This window comes from Scytonema sp. NUACC21, assembly GCF_054684315.1.
The window spans coordinates 43,503-64,415 of the sequence record NZ_BAAFZH010000059.1 but is presented as its reverse complement, the minus strand read 5'-3'; the positions used below and the strand labels follow the sequence as shown (position 1 = coordinate 64,415).

The window sequence follows — 20,913 nt, the reverse complement described above, 5'->3', positions numbered from 1 at the left end:
GGCTCAACGATCGCGAGTCACTGTCAAAACGGGGATTTCAACTACAAAACAACTCCCCTTTCCTGGAGTGGAATTACAGTATAATCGTCCCTTGTGTTTTTCAACAACAATCTGATAACTAATTGATAACCCCAACCCCGTACCAGAACCTACAGGCTTAGTGGTAAAAAAGGGATCGAAAACTTTCGTTTGTACCTCCCGACTCATACCACAACCGTTATCAGTAATGCTAATTTTGACAGTGTTTAAGTCAGCAAGTTCAGTACAAATGTGAATTGTTGGGGAATGAGAGTTAGGAGTTAATTCCATGCTCCTTGCCCATTGCCCCTTTCCCTCCTCTAAAGCATCAATTGCATTACTTAAAAGATTCATAAATACCTGATTTAAGCTAGAAGCATAACAATTAACTAAAGGTAATTTTCCGTATTCTTTAATCATGTTAATTTCGCTACGGCGATCGCAAGCAAGTAAGCGATGTTGCAAAATCATTAACGTACTTTCAAGCCCTTCATGAATATCTACTGGTTTCATAATAGCTTCATCTAAACGGGAGAAATTACGCAAACCCAAAACAATTTTCTGAATTCGTTTAGTTCCCACTGTCATAGAATTCATAAGATTTGGCAGATCTTTTTGAATAAAAATTAAATCTATCTCTGATATTTTTTCCTCTATCAATGATTTTTTTATTGGATATTCTTTTTGATAAATAGCAATCAAATCGAGCAAATCTTGCATATATTCATGAGCACAAGTAATGTTACCATGAATAAAGTTAACAGGGTTGTTGATTTCCCCTTGTATGGCGGAAAAGACCTCTATCAGGCGTGCAGTAGGTGTAATAGTAGTTTCAACAGTCATTTGATGTTAGTAATACCTATGCGCCACGTTGGCACAAAAATAAGAATGTTTTTCATGAAAGAAGTATGAAATATGAGGCATGAAGTATGAAGTTAAGACAAAAGTAGGAAAGTACGAGTTATGAATGGAAGTATAAACTAATTCATCCTTTGTTCTTTACCTTTTATGCTTTTTTCATTCTTCATCCTTGCCACTTCAGACTTTCATTAGCTTCTTGTTCTATTGTGAATCGTCCTTCACGATATCTTCTCTCAACCTAAAACCTAGCATTTAGTTATTTTTACCACTGACAAATCATCAGTAGAGACTATTTGCTAGAACACAATATGTTTGGCAGATTATATAGACATGGCAACGAAAGTGCAGGGCTTCATGACTAGCCAACCCAAAGAGGTGAATTTTACGGTAATGTTCTCGAATGACACGGCAATTGTGCAGGTACCCGCACGGTTGAGTGTGCTAGAGGCTGTGGCCTTTAAGCAGACCTGCCAAGAGATAACTCAACAAAACCCCACCCCGGTGGGAATCATCATTGATTTTCACCAAACGACTTTTATGGATAGTAGTGGTTTGGGTGCCCTAGTTAGTAATTTCAAAATTGCTCAGGAAAAAAATATTAAATTTACACTGCGGAAGGTGACCCCCCAGGTCATGGCGGTACTTAATCTGACGGGATTAGATACCGTTTTTGACCTGGAGTCTCAAGGGGAAGCCCCACCCCTAACCCGTCAAGAAGAGCAGTTACCCACAACCCATCCTTCTGTTCGTTCTTGGATGAAACGGTTCATAGACGTTACTGGGTCAATTGTAGGTTTGCTTATTACAGGATTTTTGTTTATTCCCATTGCTATTGCTATTAAACTCGATAGTCCAGGTCCGATTTTCTTCTGCCAAACCCGTTGTGGTTGGATGGGACAACGCTTTCGGATGTGGAAATTCCGTTCAATGTATATTGATGCGGAAGCTCGCAAAGCTGAGCTAGAAAAGCAAAACCAGGTTCAGGGAGCATTTTTCAAAATAGACAATGACCCTAGAATTACTAAAGTCGGGCGCTTTTTACGGCGAACCAGTTTAGATGAGCTGCCACAATTCTGGAACGTTCTGAAAGGCGATATGAGTTTAGTGGGCACTAGACCACCTACACCAGATGAAGTTGAGCGTTATGAGGTTCCCGAGTGGCAGCGTTTGGATGTAAAACCTGGAATGACTGGAGAATGGCAAGTCAATGGACGTTCTAGCGTCCGTAAATTTGAGGATGTCATTAGCCTGGATTTACAGTATCAAAAAAATTGGAGCTTTATTTACGATTTAAAGCTGATTTTTAAAACAGTCATGATTTTGTTTAACAAAAACAGTGGTGCTGTTTGACCAACCAGCCTGATGTATCACAGGCATTATAATACAGCTTCTTCGTAAGGACACGGAAACATTTTCGCGAATTGTCTCCGTGTCCTTTTATTATTCTTTCCGTAAAATTGTGTCTAAATTTCCTTGCTTGTTAGCCAACTCCTCACCTTTTGCTACAGAAGCCATACACCAATACGTTTCGGGTTGTTTCTGTTTTAAGGATAACTAAAACCTATTGGCTCATAACTGGGTTTTTACGGATGTAAATTTTGAATATTTTTTTGGGAACTTTTCAAAACATAACTCTTAAACCCTTACAGCAGATTGCAACGCGGAGGAGGTACAGGTTGTTGTAAGGGCTTATGTCCTGCGGCTTCGCCAACGCGCAGCTTGCCGACCAAGGTAGGCATACGACCTTTCGCCCCTACCTATGTACTTCATTTACCTGAAAAATGCTGTATATCCCTTTCCCAATCAGGGTTCTAACTTAGAAAGCAAAAAAAATATGCCCGTATATACACTAAATAATTACTAAAAAAAGGAAATATTCTTAACTTCAACTTTATTCCGTATTAGAAGAAAACAGCATCAAATTTTACTCAATCTTCAACGAAGAACAACTGACATTAAATGAATCTGAAGCGAAAATTTTAATTAGGCACACACGACGTGCGGAATGATGGTGCAAACCAATGTTGACATTAATTAAGACACCAGGGTTGTTCAGACTAGGAGTACAAGATTAATTTGCTATGCGTATTTTGATTTACTCGTACAACTATTACCCAGAACCAATTGGTATCGCTCCCTTGATGACTGAACTAGCTGAAGGGTTAGTTAAGCGGGGACATCAAGTGCGAGTCGTTACCGCTATGCCTAACTACCCTGAGCGTCAAATTTATAAGGAGTATCGGGGTAAGTCATATTTGACTGAGTACAAAAATGGGGTGGAAATCCAACGCAGTTATGTCTGGATTCGGCCGCAGCCAAATCTAGTCGATAGGATAATGCTGGATGCTAGTTTCGTATTCACTAGTTTCTTCCCAGCCCTATTCGGTTGGCGTCCTGATGTTATTCTTTCTACTTCTCCTTCTCTGCCCAGTTGCTTACCAACTGCTCTACTTGGATTGCTACACAGTTGCCCTGTGGTTCTCAATCTTCAGGACATACTGCCAGAAGCTGCTGTTCACGTTGGTCTATTGAAGAACAAATGGCTGATCAAAGCGTTTGCAGTGTTGGAAAAATTTGCCTACTCCAGTGCTACCAAAATCAGCGTGATTGCTGATGGATTCGTGGAAAACTTGTTGGGTAAAGGTGTACCAGCCAGAAAGCTCGTGCAAATTCCCAACTGGGTCGATGTGAACTTCATCCGCCCCCTCCCTAAAGAAAATAACGCTTTTCGAGTCGCTCACAATCTAGAAGGCAAATTTGTCGTTTCATATTCTGGTAACATTGCTCTCACCCAAGGCTTAGAAACTGTTGTCAAAGCTGCTGCCATACTGCGAGATGTTCCAGATATTGCCTTTGTGATTGTTGGTGAGGAAAAAGGGTTACAGCGATTGCAAAAAGCTTGTGATGAATGCGGTGCCAATAATGTTTTACTACTGCCTTTTCAGCCGCGCGAACATTTGCCAGAAATGTTGGCAGCTGCTGACGTGGGTTTGGTAGTGCAGAAGAAAAATGTAATCTCTTTCAATATGCCCTCGAAAATTCAGGTATTACTGGCTAGTGGTAGGGCTTTGGTTGCTTCTGTTCCCGGAAATGGTACAGCAGCAAGAGCTATTAGGCAGAGTGGTGGCGGTGTTATTGTCCCTCCAGAAGACCCACAAGCATTAGCGCAAGCAATTTTAGATTTATATAAGCATCCGGAAAGAGTAAAAACTTTGGGATATAACAGTCGTAAATTTGCCGTTGAGCAGTATTCTTTTGAACAAGCTTTATCTCAGTATGAATCGCTGTTTTACTCATTGACCACCGAGCATTCAGTCATTGAACCAAGAGTTGTGTCCAAACAGGAAGTGTGACACATCAAGAGCATTTTTACCCTTGTGACCTTCGCTTTTTTAACCAATCAGTGCAAATCAGATAGCGTGCATGGACCACAGCACCTCAAGTAGGGTTGTTTTTCTCTACAACAGGGTACAGTCTACTTAACAGCCTTACGATCTTGATTTGCTTGCAGTGCAGTCAACCTGCTGCAAAATTGCGACTAGCTGCGGATTGAGCATCTCAACGTTTGTTTTCATCGCCAGTACAGACAGGCGCTCAGTATGAAGGATAAAGGATGAAATTAAAAGGCTTACACTGTAAGCTTTGGAGCGATTTACAACCCTCACCTTATTTACGCCGACTTGTACTGGGTTTATTTGTGCTTACCCAATCATCAGATTTTGGCGACTAATCAACAAAAATTTAAGATAATTTAAGTTAAGATATAAGTGTAAAAATTTAAATTCAACCCCTATTTTCTATCCTCAAAGGCATTACAAGCTGCCCTTTGAATGCACGATCGCTATGCGCGAAAAAGTTTTAGCTTGGTTAACAGACAATGTTCCAGCGCCCAGAGTCAACCACATTCTTAGGGTTGAGCAAATGGCAGCAGATTTAGCGGTGCAATATGAAGTGGATAGAGAAAAAGCCGCAATGGCTGGCTTAATGCACGATTTGGCAAAGTACTACAAGCCCCAAACACTTTTGGAAATGGCACGGGCAGATGGGTTGGAAGTAGATGAAGTGATGGAAGCAAATCCCCATCTTTTACATGCAGAAGTTAGTGCTATTGTGGCAAGAGATTTATTTGATGTGAATGATGAAGAAGTATTGCGAGCTATAGCCAATCACACTTTGGGTAGACCGGGGATGAGTCGGCTTTCCTGTATTGTGTTTCTAGCAGATAGCTTGGAACCGGGACGTGGTGACACATTGGAACTACAAGCTCTACGCAAAACTAGCCGGGAAAATATTGACCGGGCTGTGTGGTTGACTTGCGATTACACCCTCAAATACTTGCTGGAAAGTTTTTGTTTGATTCATCCGAGAGTCATTGCAACACGTAATTGGTTTCTCAAACAATGGAAATCTAAGGGCTCGAATGTAGGGCACACTGCATAGACACCAGTTTTTTTGTTAGTATTCAAAAAAAACCACTTCTTACAGTTGCAAATCCATCCCAGTTCTTGATTGTTTGGCAGTAATTGTAAAAAACTCTTACGAAAAAGATAAAGCAGCTGAGGTTTAATGACTGATTCTTTTCAAACAAATTTCCCAAGACAATCCGTTACAGTGACAAGCAGTCTAGCAAATTCCACACAGATAGACGCTAACGATGCGAGTGGAAAGATGGCTCTGACCATCGCCGAAGCAGGTTCTGACCGCAAAGCAGGTGATATTCTCATTCTCAGGGTGGCAGATGTCTCTTATTTGGCAGACTACTTTGTCATGATGACAGGCTATTCTAGGGTACAGGTCAGGGCGATCGCCGATGCAGTAGAAGATAAATTAGAAACTGAATTGTCAAGGCGTCCCCTGCGGACAGAAGGCAAAGTAGAGGGAACGTGGGTACTGTTAGACTACGGCGAAATTATTGTTCACGTGATGATGCCCAAAGAACGGGAGTTTTATAATTTAGAAGCGTTCTGGGGACACGCAGAACGTATAGAGTATACAACATCCGCAGACAGTGGGGGTCAGCCAACATGATAAAGTCTTCGGTCTCAAATTGCCCAGTGCCAACAGAACAGCAACCGCTCAATGAGTACGAAGAATTAAAATCTTCCTGGTTATTTCGCGACTGTACCTTAAATTGGAGCGAGTATATCGCCAAAATCGCTCTAATTTGGGTTTTGTCCTGGCTAATAGCAGGACCCGTAGCGGCGGCGAGCTTTGCCCCACACAAGTATACTGCACAGTTTGTTTTGAGTAGTGCCGCAGGAGCAAGTGTCGGGGTAATACTGGTACTGGTGCGGTTATATTTAGGTTGGTCTTATATCCGAGACCGCCTAATGAGTCCGATTATATTTTACGAAGAGTCCGGTTGGTACGACGGTCAAACCTGGACAAAACCACACGAAGTCTTGACACGCGATCGCTTGATAGTAACCTACTCTATCAAACCCATTCTTCAGCGATTACAAATTTCTTTCGCTGGCTTGGCTGTGTTGTTCGTTGCTGGTACGATAGTTTGGAATTTAGTGTAAATAGTCATCTGTTATTTGTCATTTGTCATTTGTACAAAACAAAGGACGAATGACGAATGACTCAAGACCAATGACAAAATTATGGTAGATTTTTACCCATGACAATGGGAAAACGAACACAAGCCGCCGCACTAGAAGTTAGGTTACTGCGTGAAGGCATCATAGAGTCCAAACATACAGTCCAAGCGGTCGTATGCGATGAACGGGGACGGGTACTATCTGTCGCCGGAAATTCTGAAACGAGCACGTTTGTTCGTTCAGCACTCAAACCATTTCAGGCACTCGCGGTCACTACTACGGGTACACTGGAACGCTACGACTTGAGCGACAAAGACCTAGCGATTATCACTAGCTCCCACAAGGGAACCATAGAACAAGTACGACAGGTATTTAATATCCTTTGGCGGGCTGATGTAGACCCTTCAGCACTCCAATGCCCCATTCCCGAAGGCAAACGCAGCCCTCTGGAATACAACTGCTCTGGCAAACACGCTGGAATGCTAGCCGTCTGCCAGCAATGCAATTGGTCGCTAAATAACTACTTACAGCGCAAACACCCAGTGCAGCAACTGATTCTCGGGAAAGTGTCAGAATTGCTCCGCATGCCATCTGAGGAATTTATCAGCGCTCATGACGATTGCGGCGCACCTACTTATTTGTTGCAACTTGGTCAGATGGGATCGCTGTACGCTCAACTGGCTTCTCGCAGCACCCTAGATATGGAGCGTATAGTCCGTGCTATGAGCCATCACCCAGTCATGGTAGCAGGGGATGGAGAATTTGACACGGAACTGATGCGCTTAACTCCAGGAGAAATAGTGAGTAAGTCCGGTGCTGAAGGAGTGCAGTGCATTGGCAGACTCGGTGAGGGCATGGGATTGGCAATCAAAGTCATGGATGGGGCAAAACGAGCAAAACATGCGGCAGCCATTCAAATACTTCAACAGTTGGGCTGGATTTCTCCCAGTGTTGCCGAAGCCCTGTCGGAAAAGTTTATGAACTTCGGTAAATACAAGCGTTTGGAAGTGCTTGGAGAATTATCGTTTTTATAATTTGCGAAATTTTCCATTTGCACTTGTCAAATTTTTAAATCTGGTGTTATATTAAATAAAGACAAGGAGGCGACGCGGGATAGAGCAGCCTGGTAGCTCGTCGGGCTCATAACCCGAAGGTCAGTGGTTCAAATCCACTTCCCGCCACCAACTAAAAGTAATGAATCCCTGCAATCCTAGAAGGTTGCGGGGATTTGTTTTATGAGACATCGTGACTCCTAGTGGTGAATAGACAAATACAGTAGTAAAATACACCAAGTAGGAAACTTGAAGCGGCAGCGCAAACCGCGTTCTGCAATTTACCGCAACGCTTGGGAATCGATCGCACAAGCTGCTGTATGTAAAGAAAAATTGGTGCATCCACCAATGGAGCTCGGACAAGCGGGCTTGTAAGCTAATCTAAAGTAGAGACGATCCAAAGAGCACGGAGAACTAAAGCTGTGAATTTGCGGCGACCAATTTTAGTGGGAGGATTGGGACGCACCTGTGAGGGTTGCTAAATCAACGATCGCATCAACTCCCAGTTTATCGGCAAAGACCAGGGCATCTGCCAAGGTTAAACGTCCTTCGGCATCGGTATTGTTCACTTCAATCGTCTTACCGTTAGATGCAGTGATAATATCTCCAGGATGCATGGCGCGACCGCTAATCATATTCTCAGTCACGGCAGAAATAAAGTGAACTTCTACATCCGGCTGAATTTGACCAATGGCTTTAGCAGCACCTAAAGTAGCCGCAGCGCCACCCATGTCAATTTTCATTGTTTCAATGCCACTGCCGGCTCCTTTGATGTTAAGCCCACCGGAGTCAAAGGTTAAACCTTTGCCTATTATTGCTAGCTTGCGTCTGGGCGTACCTTCTGGTTTATAAGTTAAGTGAATAAATTTAGATGGCAAGTCAGAAGCTTTTCCGACAGCCAAAAAAGCACCCATACCTAACTTTTCACAGTCTTCCTGTTCTAGAATTTCTAATTGCAAACCATGTTCGGACGCGATATCTGTAGCAGTTTCGGCCATAGTAATTGGTGTGACGGAATTAGCAGGAGCTGCTACTAGCTGTCGTGCTAAAAAGACACCTGAGGCAATTTGATTGGCAAGGGTAATAGCTGCTTGTTGTTCGCCAAGTCCGAGTAAATCGACTTGTTCAACTTGGGGTCCTTTATCCTCTGGTTCGGATTTAAAGCGATTATCTTGGTAGAGTGCAAGTTGAACTCCTTCAGCCAGTGCTCGAGCAGTTTGTGCTGGGTCATCATTCCAAATTGGCAAATAAATTGCCAAGGTCTTGCACTTTTGCTTTTTAGCTGTTTTAGCTGCTGCTGCTGCCCCTCTCCGTAGGGTTTCCAGTTTTAAGGCTTCAGGTTTTCCCAAACCAACAACTATGACTTTCCGAATTGGGCTATGACTACCAACTCGGATGAAGATACTGCTGCCTTGTTTACCTTTAAATTCTTCTTCGGCAATCAGTTCTTTTATGCTACCAGCCAACTTTTCATCTAAAGTTGCTAGTTCTCCTCCGAGTTCTACTGCATCCTCAAATAATCCAATTGCTAAACCATCCCCCGTCCACTCTAAAAGTGGGGTGTTAGTCGCTCGAATCTCCATTTCCTGCATTTTATGTAAAAGTATATGAGTTAGTGGTTAGTGGTTAGTAGGTATTAGTATAAATATACTAATACCTACTAACTATTAACTACTAACCCTTAACTAATTCTGCAACAATATTCGCTAGTTCATCGGGCATCACGGGTTTAGAAAGATGTTTTTGGAAGCCAGATGCGATCGCATGTTGGCGATCTCTGTCTCCTGCATAAGCAGTGAGTGCAATAGCTGGAATTTGTCCTCCCCGTGACCTGGGCAGTGCTCTCACTTGGCGGATTAATTCATAGCCATCTGTATCCGGCATTCCGATGTCGCTCACGAGTACATTTGGTTGGAAAGATGCTAGCATTTCTAGTGCGGAAGCGGCATTATGGGCGGTGGCGGCGATCGCTCCACAGTCCTGCAAAGCATACACGATAAAATCTCGAGAATCAGCCTCGTCATCTACTACCAGGACTCGCACTCCTGCTAGTAGAGGTTCGACACTGGGAATAGGGGATTGGGGGGATTGACCTCGATTCTTGAGTGTCAATTCCCTACTTGTGTTAAGAATTGGCAGTTCTACTATAAATGTTGCCCCTTGTCCTTCTCCCGGACTGCTGGCTGTCACAGTTCCACCATGCAGTTCTATAAGGTGACGCACAATTGCCAAACCCAAGCCCAAACCACCGTGTTTGCGAGTGGTTGAACCATCTGCTTGCCGAAAGGAGTCAAATACGTAAGGCAGAAAGTCAGGATGAATACCAATACCCGTATCTTTGACTGTAATTCGGGCTTGAGCCTCTACCCGTTCTAACAGCACTTCGACCCTTCCTCCCTGGCTTGTAAACTTGATTGCATTTGAGAGGAGATTCCAAACGATTTGCTGCAATCGACTGGGGTCTCCCAAGACCAAAAATTTTGGCTGAGCAGCCCATCGAGTTAGAACTGATACTTCCGTATTCTGGTTTCCAGAGTTGAGGGCAGTGTCAGTAGAGAGGTCCTTTGTTTCCACAAAGGGCGTTATTGTGGATATTGGATCGATCGCTTGATTATTAGCAATTAAATATTCCGAACTCTCACTTTGACTTCCCAATTCAGAATCTAAAATCGCAAATTGCAAATCAATAGATTTGGCTTGAGCAGCCAAACGCATCGTATCAATTGCTGCTTCAACAGCAGGAATCAAGTTTGTAGGACTTGGACGCAGGGTTAATTTGCCGCGAATAATACGAGATACGTCCAATAAATCTTCAATCAGCTGAGTTTGTAGCTTGGCATTCCGCTCAATAGTTTCTAGCGCACGCATAAGAGTTCCGCTATCTATCTGGCGGGTTCGCAGTATTTTTGACCACCCGAGAATGGCATTGAGAGGCGATCGCAATTCATGGGAAAGCACCGCCAAAAACTCATCTTTAATACGATTTGCCCTTTCTAACTCTTCTTTTTGTTGTTTTAATTCAGCTTCTGCTTTTTCTCGGGCACGTCGTTCTTCGGCTTCTCGCATGGCTCGCTTGACCGAAGGTACTATACGCTCCAATCGTTGCTTGAGGACATAGTCAGTGGCACCGCTTTTAAGCGTCTCAATGGCTACCTCTTCCCCCATTGTTGCCGTCACAAAGATAAAGGGCACATTAGGCACCAAATGCCGTGCTATTTCCAAAGCAGAAATTCCATCAAAACCGGGCAGAGAGTAATCTGAAAGAATCAGGTCAAAATTATCTTGCTCTAGTGCCCTCTGGAATTCAGCTTGCGTCTTCACCTGAACCAATTGACAGAGGATACCACCTTCACTCAAGATGGTCAAGATGAGCTCTGTATCCAATAGACTATCTTCGAGCAAGAGAAACTTAAGCCCTGACATTTTTATGTTCCTACAAATCCTTGACTACTGCGTGCCGGAGGTATGGAACCAGGAGGCGGTTCATTAATTATTGCCCAAAATAATCCTAACCCTTTGATAACATCAACAAATTCAAGAAAATCAATGGGCTTAACAACATAGCCATTGGTACCAAGTTCGTAACAGCGAGTCAAATCCTGCTCTTCACGGGAGGAAGTGAGCACTACGACTGGTACCATTCGCAACTCTGGATCGGCTTTGAGTTGTGTTAAAACTTCTATTCCGTCAACTTTTGGAAGCTTGAGATCCAAAAGCACCACAACCGGATGACCCTCACGGCGCAAGCGATATAAGCCACGGCGGTACAGGTAATCCAATGCTTCTTCACCGTCTCGGACAACAACAACTTCATTACCCAAATGGTTTTCTGCCAGTGAAGTCAGGATTAACTCAACATCGTTAATGCTGTCTTCCACTAGGAGAATGCGCTTTAGTTCCATCGTTTGATCTCTACTCTCCACTCGCTACTCCAAACCCCCTTGGTAGCGAAAAATAAAAAGTCGCTCCATTGTCTATTTCACCCTCAGCCCAGACACGTCCGCCATGTCGGTGAATAATGCGTTGGACGTTTGCCAATCCCACACCCGTACCCTCAAACTGAGGATCGCTGTGCAGGCGTTGAAAAACTCCAAATAATTTGTGCGCGTATCGCATATCGAAACCAATACCGTTATCTCGCACGAAGAATACCACTTCTTGTTCATCGGTGGTACTCCCTACGGTAATTTTTGCTAAGGAACGAGTTTTGCTATATTTGATGGCATTCTCCAACAAGTTTCGGACAACAAGTCTTAACATTGAGGGGTCACCATGCACCAAGGGCAGTATTTCTATTTGCCAAGAAATGAGACGATCTTTCGTTTCTGGCAATAAATCCCGTTGTACCTCCCGTATCAGTAAATTCATATCTACATTCGTGCGGCGCATTTCCGAACGCCCTACACGGGAGAAAGTTAACAAATCATCAATCAATTTACCCGCTTGTTTGGTGGCTTCGGTGATAATGTTAAGATAACGCTGACTGGTTTCATCAAGTGTCGCTGTTGCTAAACGTTTTTGCAGCAAGTCAACGAACCCAGTGATGTGCCGTAAGGGTGCCCTGAGATCGTGAGACACCGAGTAAGAAAATGATTCTAATTCCCTATTAGCAGCCTCTAGCTGAGCTGTGCGTTGTTTGACTCTTTCTTCCAGGGTTTCATTGATTTGGCGAATTTGAGCTTCAACTTGCTTGCGGTCTTCAATTTCTATGCAGGAGCCAATGTAACCTAGAAATTCACCTTCTAAGGTAAACCTTGGTATGCCAATATCTAAGACCCAACGATATTCTCCATCATACCGTCGCAAGCGATACTCCATTTGGAAATTAAGACGTGCGTCAAACGCAGTCACATAGGTTTCTACGCAGTGCTGCAAATCATCCGGATGTACGCCTTCTGTCCAACCATTACCCAATACCTGCTCCATTGTTCGTCCGGTAAAATCCAGCCAAGGCTTATTGAAGTAGTCACACAATTTATCTGTACCGGACATCCAAACCATCATCGGGGCAGTGTCTGCCACATGGCGAAAGCGGCTCTCGCTCTCTGTTAAGGCTGCTTGTGTTCTTTTAAGTTCGCTAATATCCAAAACAAAAGCGATCGCCTCTTCCTGTTGTTCTCCAACAATAGCGCAGCCCATCAACACTGGAACACGAGTTCCATCCTTACGGATGTAAATTTTTTCATATGGGCTAGAGGTTCCCTTTGCCTTTGCTTCAGCAAGCGCCGCCTCATCCAGGGCAAGAAACTCTGGCGGTGTCATATCCGTCCAGCGCATTCCTTCTCCCAGGAGATCTTTACGGGTATAGCCAACTATGCGAAGAAAGGCATCGTTTACTTCTCTCAGAAGTCCATCAACGTCACTGGCAATCGTACCGATTAAGTCCGATTCCACAAACAGCCGCAGCCGCGATTCGCTGTGGCGCAAGGCGACTTCTATACGTTTGCGATCGTCAATATCGGTGCAGGTGCCAAACCATTTGATGATTTTACCGTCGCGATCGCATAACGGTAAAGCTTGTGCTACGTGCCAACGGTAAACTCCATCCACTCGTTTGAGGCGATATTGTGCCTCAATTCGGCTTCCTGTCTTCAGCCCGGTTGTCCAATGTTCGATAGCTTCTGGTAGGTCTTCTGGATGAACAACCTGCTGCCAATTCCATCCCAAGGTTTGATGCAATTGCAACCCCGTATAGTCCAACCAGCGCTGATTGAAGTACTCTACCCAGCCATCAGGACGGCTCGTCCAAACCATTTGGGGAATATTTTCGGCAAGCACCCGATAGCTTTCTTCGCTCTCACGCAGCGCTACCTCTGCTTTTTGACGATTTCCATCTAATTTATTGAGAAACTTGGCATTTTGCCAAATGAGTCCCAAAAATATGGCATCTAGCGATACCACTAACAGCGATACACTAAAAGCTGTGTCGTATTGCTTCGCCCTTTGTCCTAACAGAATTATCCACCCCAAAATTAGGGGCGATACAAGCACGCTCGGTATCCACATACGGGCTATGATACCGCCGTTTAATTCACTGGTAATTGTCCGCATAAACCCGCAGTCCGGACGGATGTACAACACTCCCACACAAAGCACCTCAAAAGTTAGTGTTGTATGTAACGCCATTGAGGTAGTATAAGCGCCGAACTGGTAAAAATTTCTCACTCCATAGATATAGCCAACTAATGCTTGAAGAGATATTAAAGCAACAATTAAGGTCAAGCCTTGAGACAGCCAATAACTGCGGTTTGTATTCCGCTCTGACAACCACAGTGCGGTTCCTACTAACAAAAAATTTACGGCAGTATTTGCCCCCATTCGACCTGGATAAAAGGTTTTTATAGCTTCTTGTGAATCTCGAAACAGCAGCTCGTCAATTCCTATATTCCGTCCAAAGACGTATTGACATATGGTTATGGAGCTAATTAACACGATCGCGATCGCACTTAAGCGAGCAATTGGGCTGCGTTTTCTCCCCTCTTCTCCCAATGAACACCGCAACGACACTCCTGCTAGTACGAAAGCGAGTGCTGTATTTGCTTTCATCGTAAAGAGCCCTGGAATAACACTTTTGGGCAGGAATATATCAAGTATCCAAGCTATCAGTACGATACACCCCACAAACATAACAATGGCACTAGCAGCTTTTGAAATTGTTCTCGCGACGGTGAGGTTATACATACTTCTTCACCCCAATTTCAGAATTCCGTTGTCTAATAAACTTTAGAAGCAAAATAATCTTTAACATTATGTAGATTAAGGCAAAAGCAATAAGTAAGTAGGTTGGCGTAAATAAACACAATTATCTGTTGGGGCTGTTAGTGGTTAGCGGTTAGTAGTTACTAGGCTTTAAGGCTATTAACATAACTGGTCTTATTTGCACCGACCTACTAAAAAGCATCCTTAAAATCTAACTTAAGGCAGTTGGCATTATTTGTAGAATTAACCTGAGATAGATTTTTGTTGAATTATTCAGGAGCGAAAAACCCGGTTTCTTAAAGAGACCGGGTTTTTAGCCGCTTGCTATCTGTAAAAATTAAAGCAAAAGGTTTTGTTGCAGTTTACTTAACCTTTACTTTTGAATTATTTGTTCTAAGATATGTTATCACTACTATCAATCAATGACTTGATGGAATTGACATCAAGGTTAAATTTAGTAGCAATTGCGTTTACAATATTCTGCTCAGTAGATGTTATTTCATTGTGATTCTGAGCAATTCTGTAACATTGAGCCAACAATGGGATAGCAAAATCACGATTCAGTTGATTGAGAAGCGTATCTAAAGGTTGTGGGGTATTTATATGTTGAGCTATAGTTTCTAATGAGTTGGAACTGAGATTCAAAGCTTGCAACTCTGGCAAAATTTCTTCCCAAGTTTTTTCTGGATGGCTGGCAAGAACCATGTGAACCAAAATTTGATCCATGACAGCTTCTTGAGCGATCGCTTTTTCTAAATAATTTTCACTTTGTTGCTTGAGTTCTGCAAGCGTCTCTTCGGAAGTTAACGACTTTGTTTCATCTATTTTTGCCTCATAAAATCGACAAGCTGCGTACCCGAGTGAATAAATCATTGTTGCATTAGAACTAGCGCCAATAACTGCAACGTTGAGAAATCTTGCGGTTTCTTAGCGAAAGAATCCCTAACTATATTGCTTGCAATTAGTTGGGGTGCGTTCAAGAATAAAGAATCTAGAAAATAAGTCGGGATAAGACTTGGAGTTGATAGACTGTGCATAACGCTTGGTAATTGGCAATTGTTGATAATCACTGCTACCGCACAGTTTTGAGGCTCTCCACACTGGAGCTAAACATATCAGTAAAAATGCTCATGACCGTGCGCTCCCTAATCTTAATATTGGTACTCACCGACATCCCGGATTGTAGCTGTATCTTGCGTCCGTTCGCCAAAAGCGACTGTTGTGACAATCGCACTTTAGCAGGAAATCTGTAGTACGGATAAATTTGGTCTGGTGGCAAAGCATCAGAGCCAATCGAAATGAGCTGACCTTTGATATCGCCAAATTCGCTAAAGGGGAACGAGTCGATTCGCACATCCACTGTCATTCCTTCTTTGACAAAACCAATATCTTTGTTGGTGATATATACCTTAGCGATGAGTGCATCATCAGGAACAACCTTAAGAATTGGTTCACTAGAAGTGACAACAAATCCTGGAGTGTGTGCCTTGAGTTCAAAAATTGTACCAGCTACCGGGGAATTGATTTCTTGATACTTCAAATTCATCTGAGTTTGACTCAATTGAGAATCAATTTCTGCTATCTTTTTGTTATTCTCAACTATGGCTTTTGTTAACTGAGAGTCAATTTCTGCAATGCGTTTGTTGTTATCTGCAATCTGCTGTAGCCAATCTTGACGAGAGAGAGCGATTGTATTTTGTAGCTTGGCTTGTGCTTGAAAAATAGCTGAATTTAAACGCGCTCGTTCTTGAACGAGTTGGTCGATTTCGGACTGACCGTTTCTCACTTCTTGTTGCTGTTTGAAGTATTGAATTTTGGAAATCGCTCCATCTTGCATCAATGGAGTGACGCTATCCAAAATGCCTTTGTTCATTGCCAAGGTATCAAGAGTTGAAGCTTGTTTAATTTCAGCTTGTTGTCTTTGGTGCTGCAATTGGACAATCTCTAATTTGGCTGCAGCAACACGAGCATTCAATTCGGCTCGGTTTGATTGCAAGCGTTCTTTTTGTTCTATTGTTAACTTATTGGGATCTCTTAAACCATCAAATTGGGCGCGATACACTTGGTTGTCAGCAACTAACGCTGCTCGACTTTTGGTCAGGTCGAGCATTTCGTTTGGGATTCTTAAAGGGATAACACCAGAAGAAGCACCGCGCAATTGGGATTGATAAAATTGATTTTCTTGAACTAAAGAAACACGTATTTTCTGCAAAGAAGCAAGCTGTGCTAAAGCTGTTGTAGGGTCAAGACTCAGGAGACGTTCTCCACTCTTTACGTGCTGTCCGTCCTCAATATGAATTTGTTTTACGACTCCACCTACAGGGGCTTGTACTTCTTTGACGGTACCTGTTGGCTCCAACTTACCAGTGGCTGAAACTGCTTCTTCAATCTTAGCTACGTTTGCCCAAATGACAGCACCCGCAGTGACTGCCATTAAACTCCACAATATTGCTCTGGACCACTTCCTTGGTTGAGTAAGAATTACAGGCTGGTCAAATTTAGGAATATAGCGCGGTGCGGTAGATGGTGGTTTCGGTTCAATAGTCGATTCCTTATTGGTATTCTGTTCTAATTGTTGGATATTCGCGATCGCTAACTTAGGTAAACGAACATTGCCATTGCCATTGCCGTTGCCATTACCATGAACATTGCCGTTGCCATTGCTATTTCCATTATTAATACTCATAATCAGTTGTTAGGTTAGAGATGTGATAAGTAATAATTAATAATTCGCGATTGATGATAAGTAAGAACTTTGTTAGTTGTTGGTAATGAGTGGTTGCGACAACTGCTGCTCGACTTTTGAATTGAGCGCGAGCTTTGGAGAACCACATCCCCATCACCCTTGTGCCTCTTGCTGTTGGTACAAGCAGTAGTAGCGTCCCATCATCGCCATCAGTTCTGCATGAGTTCCTTGTTCCACAACCGAACCCTGACTCATCATCAAAATAACATCGGCACTACGGATAGTTGCAAGACGATGGGTGATGAAAAATACTGTTCTTCCCTTGAATGCTTGTGCTAGATTTAAGCACACTTGGCGTTCGGTATCGTAATCCAAAGCACTGGTCGCTTCATCTAGAATCAATAGTGGTGGGTTTTGCAGTACGGTACGGGCGATCGCAATCCGTTGTCTCTGTCCACCGGATAGAGCAGAACCTCTCTCCCCAACACGGGTTTCGTAACCGTTGGGTAAATTCATGATAAAGTCATGAGCGCAAGCAATCTTGGCAGCTTCTACAATCTCTTCTGGAGTGGCATCAGGCATAGTCAGGGCAATGTTTTCTTGTACTGTCGTATCGAAGAGTAAGGTATCTTGCAGCACCATGCCAATTTGACGGCGTAAGGAGTAAAGTTCGACCTTATTGATGTCGTAGCCGTCAATTTTGATACGACCGGAATCAAGTTCGTACAGGCGAGGTATGAGTTTGGTGAGGGTGCTTTTTCCAGCACCACTTTGTCCCACCACTCCAACAAACGTTCCTGCTCCAATATCTAGATTGATATTGACCAGTTGGGGATTGGGACTCTTGCTAAAGCTAAAGGTAACATTCTCGTACTTGATAGCGCCAGTAATTGCTGGCATTGGGATGTTGTTACGCCCAGCAATCTCGCTTTCAGTAGAATTATCTAGAATATCAGCAAGTCGTTCCAGAGATAATGCCGTTTCTTGGAAGTTCTGCCACAGTTGTATCAATCGCAACAAAGGACTGGTGACATAACCTGCAATAATACGAAATGCAATTAGTTCTCCTAAAGTCAGTTGACCTTCAAGTACGAGATATGCACCAACCCACAGCAAGAGCAAGCTAGAAAGTTTGTTAAGGAAGTTGCTGAGGGAACTTGCGGTATTGCTCGTCAGCACGTTCTCAAAAGAAGCACTAATGTAACGTGCGTAACGGGTTTGCCACTGCCATCGGGAATTGAGTTCGATATTCTGTGCTTTGACAGTTTGAATGCCAGATACTACTTCGACTAAGTAGGATTGCGTTTCGGCATTGCGTTCTGCTTTGGTTCTGGTTTGGCTGCGGATGATGGGGGCAAAGATATATGTCAGCAGGGCAAATAGGGGTACTGTTGCAAGTGCTACTATTGTGAGCAACCAGCTGTAGATGACCATCACCGCAATGTAGATCACAGAGAAGATAGCATCCAAGACTACGGTTAGGGCAGTTCCTGTAAGGAAGGAGCGGATATTCTCCAGTTCGTTGATGCGGCTGGAGATTTCCCCGACAGGGCGCTTCTCGAAATAACGTAGTGGTAATCTGAGCAGGTGGTCAATGACCTCCGAACCCAAGCTTAAGTCGATGCGGTTGGTGGTATCGACAAAGAGGTTGGTTCTCAGCCAAGTAATAACCCCTTCCACTACAGCCATTGCTATCAATAGAAATCCCAACACATGGAGGGTATTGACACCGTTTTGGATAATAACTTTATCAATAATGACTTGGGTAATGAGGGGGTTAGCCAGTCCCAAGAGTTGTACAAATAAGGAAGCAATAAAGACTTCAATTAAGACCGTGCGGTGCTTTTTGATAGCAGGAAGAAACCAACTCAAACCAAAGCGGCTTTTGGGTGTTTCTTTTGTAGGTTGCAGCAGTAAAGCTTGACCTTCTTCCCCCCAAATATCGGCAAATGCTGTGGGGTTTAAACGTCTGATGCCCTGTTCTGGTATTGCCAAAACCAATTCTTTGGAAGTAGCTTTGTAGAGAATGGCGAAACTGTCTTGCCAGGGGAGGAGTGCTGGTACTGGTAGGCGAGGGACACTGAGGGCAGGAACTTGTACCAGTTGGGAGGTGAGTCCCATCAGTTCGGAGAGCGCACCGCACAGTTGAATGGAAATGCCACCCGTGCGCTGAAAGTTGTTGACCAAGGCACGTTTGATAACATCTCGCTTGAACGGCATTCCCCAGTATTGAGCTAGCATTTGGAAGCAGGCAAGGGATGCATCCACCGGACCCCTACCACGAACATGAGGATATTTGACCGATTGGGAGCTTGGTTCTTCTGGTTCCTCCGGGCGTTCTGGAGCGTAGGGTGCATCTTGCCAGAGTGAGGAGGGGGAGAGGGGAGGAGGGGGAGAGGGGGAGAGGGAAGAAACAGTTTCCCCTGATATTGTTAGTTCCCGCAAACCTATTAAACGAAGTGGAGCGGGACCTTTAACTTCAATATAGGCGTGTAAGTTTTCTTTATCATTTCCTTTTGCTTGCTGAGTCTGAGAGTGGGAGAAATTCTCCCCCTCTCCCTCTCTCCCCCTCCCCCCCTCCTTTAGAGAAAGGCTGCAGCCTACAGCATAATTGGAACTACCGCCACTCACCAGCCATAGGAAATTGGGGTCTAACTGTTGAAGTGGCGTTGTGCCTGGAGGTAAGTTGAGAACAGTAGCAGATGCGTGATGCTGAATTGCCAGTTCTTTAAGATTGGCATTCCCCAATGCCCTTCTTTCTAGCTCTGCACCTAAGAGGTCATACACTTCAATTAAGGAACAGTGGTTGCTATATGCATTTCTTAAGACTGGTTCGAGTTCTAAAAGTTCTCGAAAATCGGCTGCACTTAGGGTAAGACAGAGCGTTTCACCAGAGGAGATCGCGGTTTCACAAGCAACACCCCTCACCAAGCTTAATGCGCCTAAGAGTGCTCCTTCTTTCAACGATTGCAGTGTTTCTGGAACTTTGGCTCCGGGTGCGTAACCGATAAGACGCGCTCCACCTGAGTAGATAATGACAATTTTATCGGGCATGGTCTCTCGCACAAAGATGGCTTGCCCCATGCGATAGCGCAGTGGTTGGAGTTTTGAGGCAATGCGTTCAACAGTTCTGATATCCAGCTGGTTGAAGGGGTGGTGTTGAGCGAGAAAATCAAGAATAGTGGTAGTGCTGGATGTCATCTTGTGAGGAGAACTGGGGTAGGTGTATCGTTAAGAATAGTTGGTTGGGCATTGCGAACGGCTTCTGCAAGCATTGTCTCAAACATCTGATTGAGCAAAAACGCACGCATGGCATCATCTAACTGGGCGCTGATAAATTTCTCCAATCGCAGGATAACTACCCATTCTCCCAACTTGGTTGGTGGTAGCAGTTCCCCCGGTTGGGAGGTGGAAAGCATTTTGGCGATGGTAGGATGGGGTTGTGACAGGGGAACCGGACCGAGCAATCCTCCTGTCTGTGCTTCTGCACCTTGGGAGTATTCTTTAGCACATTCAGCGAAGGTCTGTTCTCCTGCTAGTATGCGGAAGAACAGTTCTTGAGCAACTTCCATGGAAGGAGTGCGGATGAGGGAATAGACAACTTTGTCTAATTGGGATTTGTTATTGAGAAATATGGATTCAATCTTCGCTCCCCATGTGGCAATTTTGAATTTCTCAATCCTGAGTTCTTTTGTTGCTAGTGCTTCTAGTTGCTCAATTGTCATCCCATAAGTTAGCAACCACGTTTGGAGTAGCTCGGGTGTGGTAATTTGGTTTTTCTGGTAGAACTGCTCTATGGCGCTGTTTCTCTCTTCCACAGTCAGTGTGACGGAAGCAATAGCAGAGTCAATAATCATGAAGCGACATAACTGGGGTAGCATTTGGTACTCAGCTAGCAGGCGAAAAACCTCTGCTTCTGTAACTGTGCGATTCCCAAATTGGAGAATTTGAGCCATAGAGAGTTTGGGTAGATGACAGAGCCAGCAAAAAAGAGAGTATTGTTTTTGGTACAAACTCCCTCTTGCATAATGGCTTGTTGGTTATCTATATCACA

At 43.9% G+C, this 20,913-nt stretch carries 13 protein-coding genes, 1 tRNA gene and 3 pseudogenes; 8 read left to right on the top strand and 9 right to left on the bottom strand.

Going from position 1 to position 20,913, the window contains the following annotated elements:
- Positions 1–3: 3 nt before the first annotated feature.
- A pseudogene (locus ACYRY3_RS09260) lies at positions 4–819 on the bottom strand (sensor histidine kinase); the annotation flags it as partial.
- 390 nt (positions 820–1,209) lie between these two features.
- On the opposite strand from ACYRY3_RS09260, the gene ACYRY3_RS09255 reads away from it, so the two are divergent.
- The 8 genes from ACYRY3_RS09255 to ACYRY3_RS09220 all read left to right on the top strand — a co-directional run bounded on the left by ACYRY3_RS09255 (position 1,210) and on the right by ACYRY3_RS09220 (position 7,849).
- Positions 1,210–2,229 (top strand): anti-sigma factor antagonist, encoded by a 1,020-nt coding sequence (locus tag ACYRY3_RS09255; RefSeq protein WP_460201399.1) that lies wholly within the window; start codon positions 1,210–1,212, stop codon positions 2,227–2,229.
- Between the two features lie 731 nt (positions 2,230–2,960).
- The gene (locus tag ACYRY3_RS09250; protein ID WP_460201398.1) at positions 2,961–4,232 is read left to right on the top strand and encodes a glycosyltransferase family 4 protein; all 1,272 of its coding nucleotides are present in this window, start codon (positions 2,961–2,963) and stop codon (positions 4,230–4,232) included.
- 490 nt (positions 4,233–4,722) lie between these two features.
- The gene (gene yqeK / locus ACYRY3_RS09245; RefSeq protein WP_460201397.1) at positions 4,723–5,319 is read left to right on the top strand and encodes a bis(5'-nucleosyl)-tetraphosphatase (symmetrical) YqeK; all 597 of its coding nucleotides are present in this window, start codon (positions 4,723–4,725) and stop codon (positions 5,317–5,319) included.
- A 126-nt stretch (positions 5,320–5,445) separates the two neighbouring features.
- On the top strand, positions 5,446–5,907 hold the full coding sequence (gene rsfS, locus ACYRY3_RS09240; RefSeq protein ID WP_460201396.1) for a ribosome silencing factor: 462 nt from the start codon (positions 5,446–5,448) through the stop codon (positions 5,905–5,907).
- Positions 5,904–6,404 carry a CGLD27 family protein gene (locus tag ACYRY3_RS09235; protein WP_460201395.1) on the top strand — a complete coding sequence of 167 codons (501 nt, stop codon included), beginning with the start codon at positions 5,904–5,906 and terminating at the stop codon, positions 6,402–6,404. The genes rsfS and ACYRY3_RS09235 overlap by 4 nt, the downstream gene beginning before the upstream one ends.
- Before the next feature lie 98 nt (positions 6,405–6,502).
- Positions 6,503–7,456: an asparaginase gene (locus ACYRY3_RS09230; RefSeq protein WP_460201394.1), complete on the top strand. Its 954-nt coding sequence runs from the start codon at positions 6,503–6,505 to the stop codon at positions 7,454–7,456.
- A 73-nt stretch (positions 7,457–7,529) separates the two neighbouring features.
- A tRNA-Met gene (locus ACYRY3_RS09225) sits at positions 7,530–7,606 on the top strand.
- A 117-nt stretch (positions 7,607–7,723) separates the two neighbouring features.
- The gene (locus ACYRY3_RS09220; protein WP_460201393.1) at positions 7,724–7,849 is read left to right on the top strand and encodes a hypothetical protein; all 126 of its coding nucleotides are present in this window, start codon (positions 7,724–7,726) and stop codon (positions 7,847–7,849) included.
- An 86-nt stretch (positions 7,850–7,935) separates the two neighbouring features.
- Here the strand turns inward: ACYRY3_RS09220 and ACYRY3_RS09215 are convergent.
- The 8 genes and pseudogenes from ACYRY3_RS09215 to ACYRY3_RS09180 all read right to left on the bottom strand — a co-directional run.
- A pseudogene (locus ACYRY3_RS09215) lies at positions 7,936–9,057 on the bottom strand (leucyl aminopeptidase); the annotation flags it as partial.
- A 91-nt stretch (positions 9,058–9,148) separates the two neighbouring features.
- Positions 9,149–10,897 (bottom strand): response regulator, encoded by a 1,749-nt coding sequence (locus tag ACYRY3_RS09210; RefSeq protein WP_460201392.1) that lies wholly within the window; start codon positions 10,895–10,897, stop codon positions 9,149–9,151.
- A 2-nt stretch (positions 10,898–10,899) separates the two neighbouring features.
- Positions 10,900–11,376 carry a response regulator gene (locus tag ACYRY3_RS09205; protein ID WP_460201391.1) on the bottom strand — a complete coding sequence of 159 codons (477 nt, stop codon included), beginning with the start codon at positions 11,374–11,376 and terminating at the stop codon, positions 10,900–10,902.
- A 10-nt stretch (positions 11,377–11,386) separates the two neighbouring features.
- Positions 11,387–14,155, bottom strand: coding sequence for a PAS domain-containing sensor histidine kinase (locus ACYRY3_RS09200; protein WP_460201390.1), 2,769 nt, complete (start codon positions 14,153–14,155; stop codon positions 11,387–11,389).
- A 411-nt stretch (positions 14,156–14,566) separates the two neighbouring features.
- Positions 14,567–15,076 (bottom strand): annotated as a pseudogene (locus tag ACYRY3_RS09195) (hypothetical protein); the annotation flags it as partial.
- A 169-nt stretch (positions 15,077–15,245) separates the two neighbouring features.
- On the bottom strand, positions 15,246–16,859 hold the full coding sequence (locus ACYRY3_RS09190) for an HlyD family efflux transporter periplasmic adaptor subunit (protein ID WP_460201389.1): 1,614 nt from the start codon (positions 16,857–16,859) through the stop codon (positions 15,246–15,248).
- A gap of 153 nt (positions 16,860–17,012) precedes the next feature.
- Entirely contained in the window at positions 17,013–20,060 is a 3,048-nt protein-coding gene (locus ACYRY3_RS09185; RefSeq protein ID WP_460201388.1) for a peptidase domain-containing ABC transporter, read from the bottom strand.
- Entirely contained in the window at positions 20,057–20,815 is a 759-nt protein-coding gene (locus ACYRY3_RS09180) for a peptidylprolyl isomerase (RefSeq protein WP_460201387.1), read from the bottom strand. Before ACYRY3_RS09180 ends, ACYRY3_RS09185 begins: the two co-directional genes overlap by 4 nt.
- Positions 20,816–20,913 lie beyond the last annotated feature (98 nt).

Coding starts and splice junctions, on each gene's coding strand:
- ACYRY3_RS09250 (WP_460201398.1), top strand. CDS start 2,961: ATGCGTATTTTGATTTACTCGTACAACTATTACCCAGAACCAATTGGT.
- rsfS (WP_460201396.1), top strand. CDS start 5,446: ATGACTGATTCTTTTCAAACAAATTTCCCAAGACAATCCGTTACAGTG.
- ACYRY3_RS09185 (WP_460201388.1), bottom strand. CDS start 20,060: ATGACATCCAGCACTACCACTATTCTTGATTTTCTCGCTCAACACCAC.
- ACYRY3_RS09200 (WP_460201390.1), bottom strand. CDS start 14,155: ATGTATAACCTCACCGTCGCGAGAACAATTTCAAAAGCTGCTAGTGCC.
- ACYRY3_RS09180 (WP_460201387.1), bottom strand. CDS start 20,815: ATGGCTCAAATTCTCCAATTTGGGAATCGCACAGTTACAGAAGCAGAG.
- ACYRY3_RS09255 (WP_460201399.1), top strand. CDS start 1,210: ATGGCAACGAAAGTGCAGGGCTTCATGACTAGCCAACCCAAAGAGGTG.
- ACYRY3_RS09205 (WP_460201391.1), bottom strand. CDS start 11,376: ATGGAACTAAAGCGCATTCTCCTAGTGGAAGACAGCATTAACGATGTT.
- ACYRY3_RS09230 (WP_460201394.1), top strand. CDS start 6,503: ATGACAATGGGAAAACGAACACAAGCCGCCGCACTAGAAGTTAGGTTA.
- ACYRY3_RS09190 (WP_460201389.1), bottom strand. CDS start 16,859: ATGAGTATTAATAATGGAAATAGCAATGGCAACGGCAATGTTCATGGT.
- yqeK (WP_460201397.1), top strand. CDS start 4,723: ATGCGCGAAAAAGTTTTAGCTTGGTTAACAGACAATGTTCCAGCGCCC.
- ACYRY3_RS09210 (WP_460201392.1), bottom strand. CDS start 10,897: ATGTCAGGGCTTAAGTTTCTCTTGCTCGAAGATAGTCTATTGGATACA.
- ACYRY3_RS09235 (WP_460201395.1), top strand. CDS start 5,904: ATGATAAAGTCTTCGGTCTCAAATTGCCCAGTGCCAACAGAACAGCAA.